Annotated in this window: 2 protein-coding genes and 1 tRNA gene; 1 reads left to right on the top strand and 2 read right to left on the bottom strand. The window is 74.2% G+C overall.

Features of this window, described 5'->3' with window-relative positions; genetic code table 11:
- Positions 1 to 35 precede the first annotated feature (35 nt).
- Complete coding sequence (locus tag ACFUEL_RS38675) at positions 36 to 719, bottom strand: ANTAR domain-containing response regulator (protein ID WP_380242740.1); 684 nt, start codon at positions 717 to 719, stop codon at positions 36 to 38.
- A gap of 62 nt (positions 720 to 781) precedes the next feature.
- Here ACFUEL_RS38675 and ACFUEL_RS38680 point away from each other — a divergent pair.
- Positions 782 to 864: transfer RNA gene (locus ACFUEL_RS38680), tRNA-Leu, on the top strand.
- A gap of 378 nt (positions 865 to 1,242) precedes the next feature.
- On the opposite strand, the gene ACFUEL_RS38685 is transcribed toward ACFUEL_RS38680, so the two are convergent.
- Positions 1,243 to 2,175 (bottom strand): hypothetical protein, encoded by a 933-nt coding sequence (locus ACFUEL_RS38685; RefSeq protein WP_380242742.1) that lies wholly within the window; start codon positions 2,173 to 2,175, stop codon positions 1,243 to 1,245.
- Between the last annotated feature and the right edge of the window lie 142 nt (positions 2,176 to 2,317).

A 2,317-nucleotide genomic window follows, 5' to 3' on the forward strand; every position in this document is an offset into this window, starting at 1 on the left:
GGACGGGGGCGGCCGCGCGTCGTGCGCGGGGCGGCTCAGCCCTCGGCGGACTCCGCCTTCTTGCGGTCCTGGGCGGCGCCCTCCTCGATCACGGCCTCGGCGACCGCGGCCATCGTCATCCGGCGGTCCATCGAGGTCTTCTGGATCCAGCGGAACGCGGCGGGCTCGTTCAGGCCGAACTTGGTCTGCAGCACGCTCTTGGCGCGGTCGACCAGCTTGCGGGTCTCCAGGCGCTGCGAGAGGTCCGCGATCTCCTGCTCCAGGGTGCGCATCTCGGTGTAGCGGGAGACCGCCATCTCGATCGCCGGCACCAGGTCGCTCTTGCTGAACGGCTTGACGATGTAGGCCATCGCGCCCGCGTCCCGGGCCCGGTCGACCAGCTCGCGCTGGGAGAACGCGGTGAGCATCAGCACCGGGGCGAGGTGCTGCTCGTGGATCCGCTCGGCGGCCGAGAGGCCGTCCAGGACGGGCATCTTCACGTCCAGGATGGCCAGGTCGGGCTTGAGCTCCTCGACCAGTTTGACCGCCGTCTCGCCGTCCCCGGCCTCACCGACGACGGTGTAGCCCTCCTCCTCCAGCATCTCCTTGAGGTCGAGGCGGATCAGTGCCTCGTCCTCGGCGATGACGATCCGGGTGATCTGGGGCGGTTCGGTGTCAAGCGGCTGTGGCTGCTCGTCGGGGGTGCTCACGGGGCTCCTCGGTCCGGCGGGGTGCTGCATGCATGAGCCTACCCAGCTGCAACCGGGAGCGCGCACAGGGTATCCTTCTCCCACCCGCCCTCGCCGGGTTGGTGGAACGGCATACACGGATGTCTCAAACACATCTGCCCGAGAGGGCTTGCGGGTTCGAATCCCGCACCCGGCACTCACGATTGCTCCTCGGCCCAAGGTCAAGATCGCCAATAGCTCGCCTCTTGGGGTGAAGCCCGGCGGGCCGGCCCCTCGCGGGTCCACTGCCGGCGAAGCCGTTGCGGTGGTTGAGCCACCGATCCGGAGCCAGGCGATCCCCCTGCCGCGACCGGGAGTCTCGGACGCCGGCGTCGCCCGGAGGCTGTGTGTGCCGAGCGGCACGGTCGCGTGCTGGAAACACCGCGACCTCGCCGGACGGGGCGTGCTTCCCGGCCGGAAACGGTCGACCTGCCCCCGCTGCTTCGGCGATCCGGGCCGTGGTCTTCACCGGCTCGACCGGGTACTTGCCGAGCAAGGTCCCGCCGCTCCGGAGCCGTCGTGCTGCCCGGCGTCCTCACCCCGCCACCAGCGTGAGCACCGCCGGGTCGTCCGGCCGCTGCCCGTCCACCGCCTCCAGGGTGTACGTCCCGGCGGTGCCGTCCCCGTAGAAGTCGAACCAGGCCGCCAGGCTGACCCGGCCGGTCGGGTCGGGGTAGGGCCTGGCGTCGACCGGGACGGCGGGGGCGAGCCGCCGCCCGTCCGGGAGGGTCAGGTGCAGCAGCAGGCCGTCGGCGGTGGTGCCGGCCGGGGCCTCGAACAGCACCTCGAGGGCGTGCCGGCCCGGCTTCGGGGCGCTCAGCACCCGCGGGACGGCCGGGACGGTGCCGAGCAGGACGGCGGGGGCGGTGCCCGTCCCGCCGCTGCAGTCCTCGCGCAGCCGGGCGGAGGCCAGGGCGAGCCGGTAGCGGCCGGTGCGCACGGTGTCCGCGGAGGGGCGCAGCGGGGTCGGGGCCAGGTCGACCCGTTCCTGTCCGGCCCGGTCGCCGACCGGGATCACCGCGCGGGCCGCGCCGGGGGCGGTGAGGACCAGCGCGAGGCGGTCGGGGTCGAGTTCCCGTCCGGCGGTGCCGACGTCCTGCACGGTGGCGGTCAGCGAGGCGCGGCCGTAGGGCGGCGGCGTCATCTCCAGCGGACCGCTGACGGTGACCCCGTCGGACTCCAGGGTGGCCCTGGGCAGGGCGGCGGCGACCGGCACCGGGGACTCGACGGCGACGCCCAGGACGAGTTCGACCGAGGAGCGGCCGTCCGGCTGCGCGGTGGCGGTCAGCGCGGTGAGCCGGTAGGAGTCGCCGCCCCACCAGGCGGTCCGGTCCAGGGTGACCGTCCGCGGGGCCGGTACCGCGGGGCTGCTCGACCGCACCGCCCGCAGGGTGTCCGCGCCGTAGGGCGTGCAGCCCGCGGTGAGGACGACCGCGGTCCAGACCACTGCGATGCGGCGGCGTATCAACCTGCGCCTTCCCCCTGCTCCCGGTGCCGACCCGACCCCCGGGCCCCCACCCAGGGCATGCTACCGACAGGCTGTCGGACTCCGCCGCGGGGTGCCTGACGGAGCGTCAAGCGGCGCGCGGCCCGCCCCCTCCCGGCCGGGC

Origin of the sequence: Kitasatospora sp. NPDC057198 (assembly GCF_042670125.1) — a bacterium.
GTDB lineage: Bacteria > Actinomycetota > Actinomycetes > Streptomycetales > Streptomycetaceae > Kitasatospora.